The sequence below is a fragment of the Actinotalea sp. genome, assembly GCF_041597215.1.
GTDB lineage: Bacteria > Actinomycetota > Actinomycetes > Actinomycetales > Cellulomonadaceae > Actinotalea.
Map to the genome: position 1 here is coordinate 1 of NZ_JBFHHB010000213.1, position 5697 is coordinate 5697.

The 5697-nt window shown below is 74.1% G+C and carries 6 protein-coding genes; 5 read left to right on the forward strand and 1 reads right to left on the reverse strand.

Going from position 1 to position 5697, the window contains the following annotated elements; translation table 11 throughout:
• From ABWK99_RS12965 to purT, 3 genes are all read left to right on the forward strand, one after another.
• Positions 1-675: ABC transporter ATP-binding protein (locus tag ABWK99_RS12965; protein ID WP_372595121.1), on the forward strand; the 675-nt coding region annotated here is incomplete at its 5' end.
• On the forward strand, positions 672-1955 hold the full coding sequence (locus ABWK99_RS12970; protein WP_372595122.1) for an ABC transporter permease: 1284 nt from the start codon (positions 672-674) through the stop codon (positions 1953-1955). The genes ABWK99_RS12965 and ABWK99_RS12970, both read left to right, overlap by 4 nt.
• Entirely contained in the window at positions 1952-3214 is a 1263-nt protein-coding gene (gene purT / locus ABWK99_RS12975) for a formate-dependent phosphoribosylglycinamide formyltransferase (RefSeq protein ID WP_372595123.1), read from the forward strand. Before ABWK99_RS12970 ends, purT begins: the two co-directional genes overlap by 4 nt.
• Positions 3215-3239: 25 nt before the next feature.
• Here the strand turns inward: purT and ABWK99_RS12980 are convergent, their stop codons facing one another.
• Entirely contained in the window at positions 3240-3797 is a 558-nt protein-coding gene (locus ABWK99_RS12980) for an NUDIX domain-containing protein (protein ID WP_372595124.1), read from the reverse strand.
• A gap of 83 nt (positions 3798-3880) precedes the next feature.
• Between ABWK99_RS12980 and ABWK99_RS12985 the strand changes: the two genes are divergently transcribed.
• Complete coding sequence (locus ABWK99_RS12985; protein ID WP_372595126.1) at positions 3881-4498, forward strand: TrmH family RNA methyltransferase; 618 nt, start codon at positions 3881-3883, stop codon at positions 4496-4498.
• A 125-nt stretch (positions 4499-4623) separates the two neighbouring features.
• Positions 4624-5697: DUF222 domain-containing protein (locus ABWK99_RS12990; RefSeq protein WP_372595125.1), on the forward strand; the 1074-nt coding region annotated here is incomplete at its 3' end.

A 5697-nucleotide genomic window follows, 5' to 3' on the forward strand; every position in this document is an offset into this window, starting at 1 on the left:
CGAGGGCTCTACCCGCGGATGCGCGTGCTGGACCAGCTCGTCCACCTGGGCCGGGTGTACGGACTGTCGGCGTCGGCAGCCCGACGGCGCAGCAGGGACCTGCTCGAGCAGCTCGGCCTGGAGGAGCGCTCGCACGATCACCTCTCGACGCTCTCCCTCGGCAACCAGCAGCGCGTGCAGGTCGCGGCGGCCCTCGTGCACGACCCCGCCCTCCTCGTCCTCGACGAGCCGTTCTCCGGGCTCGACCCGCTCGCCATCGACGCGATGGGCGTGCAGCTGCGGGCCCGCGCGGACGCCGGGGTCCCGGTGCTGTTCTCCAGCCATCAGCTCGAGCTGATCGAGCGGCTCTGCGACGACGTGGTGATCATCGACCACGGCCGGGTGGTGGTCGCCGGGGACTCCGCGACGGTGCGGAGGTCCACGACGGGCCGCCGTTACCGGCTGCGCGTCGAGGTGCCCGAGGCGAGGGTCGGCGAGCCGTGGGCGGCAGCGCTCGTCGCGCCGGTCCCGGGTGCCCGGTTGCTCGGCCAGGACGGGCCGGTCGTCGTGGTCGACCTGGACGACGGCGCGGACGACCAGCTCCTGCTCGCGGCGGCGCAGGCAGCGGGGACGGTCCGGGAGTTCGCTCCGCTCGTCCCGACCCTTGCCGAGCTGTACCGGGAGGTCGTGCGATGAGCGCGCGGCGGCTGAGCGCCGTGCGTGGCGCCTGGGTGATCGCCTCGCGCGAGATCGTCGTCAAGCTGCGCGACAAGGCGTTCCTCGGGTCGACCCTCTTCATGCTCGTACTCGTGGCCGTCGGCACCGCCATCCCCGTGCTCCTCGCGCAGAGCGTCCCGGAGCTGCGGGTGGCCGTCGAGGGTGACGGGGCGCGCGCAGCGGTGCGCCAGGCGGCCGTCCTCGGTGCCGAGGTGCAGAAGGACACCCCGACGGTCCCCGCCTCGCTCGCCGTCCTCGGCGACGGCGGGCTGCCGCCGGCGAACCTCTCGCTCGTCGAGCTCGAGCCGGGCACGGACGTCTACCGGCTCGTCCGCGACGGCGACGTCGACGCCGCCGTCGTCGGGCAGGACGTCGACTCCTTGCGGATCCTGGGGGCGCAAGGCGTCCCGACGGAGATCTCCTCGCTCGTCCGCGCCGCATCGGCCACCCTGCAGGTCGAGCAGGCGGCGGCCGAAGGTGGGCTGAGCCCGCAGGAGGTCGCCGCGCTGACCGCGCCGGCCGTTCCGACGGTCACGCTGCTCGACGCGCGTCCGAGCGGGAGCGTCCCGCCCGAGCTGCTCGTGCTCGTCTTCGCGTTCCTCTTCTACCTGTCGGTGCTGACCTTCGGCATGTCCATCGCGCAGAGCGTCGTCGAGGAGAAGCAGTCCCGCGTCGTCGAGCTGCTGGTGGCCGCGATGCCGGTGCGCCGGCTGCTGGCCGGAAAGGTGATCGGCAACACGGTGATGGCGGTCGGGCAGATCGTCGTCATCCTCGGGACCGGGCTGCTCGGCGCGCGGCTCGTCGGTCAGGGGGAGCTCGTCTCGCAGGTGCTCGCCGCCTCGGGCTGGTTCATCGCGTTCTTCCTGCTGGGCTTCGTCATGCTCGCCTGCCTGTGGGCCGTGGCCGGGTCGCTGGCCACCCGCACCGAGGAGCTCCAGGCGACCACCGTCGTCATGCAGGTCTTCGTCATCGTGCCGTTCTTCGCAGCGATCTTCGCGCTCGACCCCGGTCAGACGCAGACCTGGCTCTCCTACGTGCCCTTCACCGCGCCGCTGCTCATGCCGGCCCGGGTGGTGCTGGGCAACGCCGCCGCCTGGGAGCCGTTCGTCTCGGCGGGGATCGTGCTGGGCACGGCCGTGCTGTTCGTCCTGCTGGGCGCGCGGCTCTACGAAGGGTCGGTTCTCCACACGCAGTCCCGGCTCCATGCCAGGCAGGCCTGGCAGTCCTGGCGCGACGAACGACGAGGAGCGACCCGATGAGCGGAACCCCTGACGTGGGCGGAGCGGCGGGAGCCGGCCCGGTCCCCGGTGTGATCGGCACGCCGCTGAGCCCTCGCGCCACGCGCGTGCTGCTGCTCGGCGCGGGCGAGCTCGGCAAGGAGGTCGCGATCGAGCTGCAGCGCCTCGGCGCGGAGGTCGTGGCGGTGGACCGCTACGCCGACGCCCCGGCGATGCAGGTCGCGCACCGTGCCCACGTGATCGACATGCTCGACGCGACGGCGCTGCGCGCGCTGCTCGCCGCGGAGCAGCCGCATGTCGTGGTCCCCGAGATCGAGGCCATCGCCACGCAGGTGCTCGCCGAGGTCGAGGAGGCGGGGGTGCGCGTCGTGCCGACCGCCCGGGCGACCCGGCTCACCATGGACCGCGAGGGCATCCGTCGGCTCGCTGCCGAGGAGCTCGGCCTGCCGACCTCGCCGTACGTCTTCGCAGGATCCCTCGCGGAGGTCGAGGCCGCCGTCGGGAGGCTCGGGCTGCCGTGCGTGGTCAAGCCGGTGATGTCCTCCTCCGGCAAGGGCCAGTCGGTGATCCGCGCAGCGGAGGACACCGAGGCGGCATGGGAGTACGCGCAGACCGGAGGGCGGACCGCCGGCCACGGGGACGCCGCCGTGCGGGTGATCGTCGAGGGCTGGGTGGAGTTCGACTCCGAGATCACCCTGCTGACGGTGCGGCACGTGCGCGGGACGGCGTTCTGCGACCCCATCGGGCACGTGCAGGTCGACGGCGACTACCGCGAGTCCTGGCAGCCCGCGGCGCTTCCCGAGGGGGTGCTCGCCAAGGCCCAGGCGATGGGAACGGCCGTCACGCGGGCGCTGGGCGGCTGGGGCGTGTTCGGGGTCGAGCTCTTCGTCGTCGGGGACGAGGTCCTGTTCTCCGAGGTCTCGCCACGGCCGCACGACACAGGGCTCGTGACCCTCGTCTCGCAGGACCTGTCCGAATTCGCCCTGCACGCGCGGGCGGTGCTCGGACTCCCCGTGGGGGAGGTGCTGCGGCTGGGTGCCGGTACGGGACAGGACGCCGCGGCCTCCTGCGCGGTGCTCGCGGAGGGGACCGGCGTGCCGCAGTTCAGCGGCGTCGACGCCGCCCTCGGGGTGCCGACGGCCCAGGTGCGGCTCTTCGGCAAGCCCTCGGTGGCGGGGCGGCGCCGGGTCGCGGTGACGCTGGCGCGCGGTGCCGACGTGGAGCAGGCGCGCGAGCGTGCTCGGGAGGCTGCGGCGGCGCTGAGCGTCGAGCTCGTCTAGGAGCCGCCCGGACGGGTCGGTGGGCTCAGCCGATCCGGCCGAGCGCGATCCCCGCGTGGAGCAGGGCGGCGAGCGTCTCCCCGTCGGTGATCGTCCCGTCGCTCACCAGACCCATGACCTCGGGCCAGGGCACGGTGCGGACCGCCGTGATGCCCTCCTCGTCCTGGGCCGCCGTCGTGCCGGCTGCTGCGGCGGCAGGGCGCAGACCACGCGCGAGGAAGATGTGCTCGGGGGCGTGACAGACACCGTTGAGCGCGTCCATCCCGCCGAGGCGCTGCCACGTGTCGGCGACGAGCCCGGTCTCCTCCTGCAGCTCACGCCGGGCGGCGAGCAGCGGTTCCTGGCCGTCGGAGCCGCCGGACGGGACCTCGAGGGAGGTCCTGCCCGTGGTGTAGCGGAACAGCTCGACCAGGACGACCTCGTCGTCCTCGGTCACCGGGACCACGAAGACGGCCGGGTGCCGGACCTCCACCACCCCGTAGATCCCCTCGCCGCCGTCGGGCCGGGTGACGGTGTCCTCGCGCACCCGGATCCACGGGTTCTCGTAGGCGGTGCGGGAGGAGTGCGTCTGCCAGGGGCTCACGGCGTCATCGTGGCACTGGACGGACGGCGTCGCCCGTCCCGCGCGGGCGGCAGGATGGGGGAGTGGAGGATCGCGAGCAGGACATGGGGGTCGGGGTGGGCCCGTGGCCCGGCGGCGAGGCGGACTGGCCCGACGACCCGCGCTACGACCGGGAGCTGCTCGCGGGAGGTGACCGGCGCAACGTCGTCGACGGCTATCGCTACTGGACGATGGAGGCGATCGTCGCCGACCTGGACACCCGCCGGCACGGCTTCCACGTGGCCGTGGAGAACTGGGCGCACGACATGAACATCGGCTCGGTCGTGCGGACGGCGAACGCCTTCGCCGCCGCCGAGGTGCACATCGTCGGCCGGCGTCGGTGGAACCGGCGTGGCGCGATGGTGACCGACCGGTACCAGCACCTGCGGCACCATCCCGAGGTGGGCGACCTCGTCGCCTGGGCGGCGACCGCGGGCCCGGGCGGCGGGGCGTTGCCGGTCATCGGGATCGACAACCTCCCGGGCTCGGTCCCGCTGGAGGGGTACCCGCTGCCGCGCGAGTGCGTCCTGGTGTTCGGGCAGGAGAGCGTCGGGCTGTCCGCGGAGGCGCGGGCGGCGTGCGTGGACGTGCTGCACATCCGGCAGTTCGGGTCGACGCGCTCGATCAACGCGGGGGCGGCCGCCGCGATCGCGATGCATGCGTGGGTGGTCGCGCACGGGTGAGGTGGGGGCGCAGGGGGGTCGGCAAGGCGAGGGTGGTCGCGCCCCACAGCTGGAGCGGTTCGTGCGTGTCCACCGCCCGGTCGGTCCTCGGCTCGGATGTCGGCGGGCGTTCGTACACTTGTTCTATGTCCACCACTGGCCCGGAGGCTCCGATCGCGACGGTCGTCGCGCGGCTCCGGGCCGACGTCAGCGAGTTGATGGCGCTCGACCTGTCCGAGGTGGACGGGGCCAACGGGCCGGAGCTGCACCGGGTGCTCGCCATGGCGGCCGGGCAGGTCCAGGCAGTGGCGGCACGGGTGCTCGCCAAGGTCGAGGACGACGGGCGCTGGGCCGCGGCGGGGTGGCGGACCTTCGGGGACTGGGCGGCCCGGCGGCAAGGGGTCTCCCTGTCGACGGTGCGTCGTGATGTCGCGCTCGGGAGGGCGCTGGACGCCGAGCTTCCGGCGACTCGCGCGGCGGTCGAAGAGGGCGCGGTCTCGATCGAGCACGCTCAGGTCCTGGCTCGCTTCGGCCCCTCGACGCCGGCGCGGCAGGCGGCCCTGGCGTCTGATCGGCCGGAGCTGAACGAGGCGCATCTGATCGCGCAGGCCCGGCGGCAACCTCCGGACGAGTTCCAGCGCACCGTTCGCCGGTGGGCGGCGAGCGTCGACGCGGCGGCGACGGAGGCCGAGCACGAGGCCGCGTCGGCGCGGGAGTACCTCACCGTCTCCCGCCGGTCCGACGGGGTCGTCCTCCAGGGCTTCCTCACGCATGAGCACGGCGAAGCCGTCGTCCTCGCGCTGCGCGCGGTCGCGGGGGTCCCCGCGGCCGACGATCGTCGCTCGCGGGAGCAACGGCAGGCCGCGGCCCTCGTCGACGCGTCTCGGCTGGTCCTGGACCGCGGACTGGCCGGCGGCGGGCAGTCGGTGCGGCCGCACCTCTCCGTGCTCGTGCCCTGGGAGACGTTGCGGAGCGAGGCGTTGCGTGCGGCCGCGCAGGACGAGTCGCGTGAGGCGGGCCCGACGTGGCTGCCGGCCGGCTGGTGCCCCGACGAGAGCGCGTCCGGGTCGTCCGCGCCCGCGCAGACCACCGGAGGGACGATCGTGCCCCGGTCGGTTCTCGACCGGCTCGCCTGCGACTCGGAGATCTCCCGGATCGTCTTCGGCCCGGACGGTGAGGTGCTCGACGTCGGGCGTGCCCGCCGGACCTACACCGGGCAG

Bases quoted from the DNA above. Each gene is read 5' to 3' on its own strand.
- ABWK99_RS12970 (WP_372595122.1), top strand. From the start codon at position 672: ATGAGCGCGCGGCGGCTGAGCGCCGTGCGTGGCGCCTGGGTGATCGCC.
- purT (WP_372595123.1), top strand. From the start codon at position 1,952: ATGAGCGGAACCCCTGACGTGGGCGGAGCGGCGGGAGCCGGCCCGGTC.
- ABWK99_RS12985 (WP_372595126.1), top strand. From the start codon at position 3,881: ATGGGGGTCGGGGTGGGCCCGTGGCCCGGCGGCGAGGCGGACTGGCCC.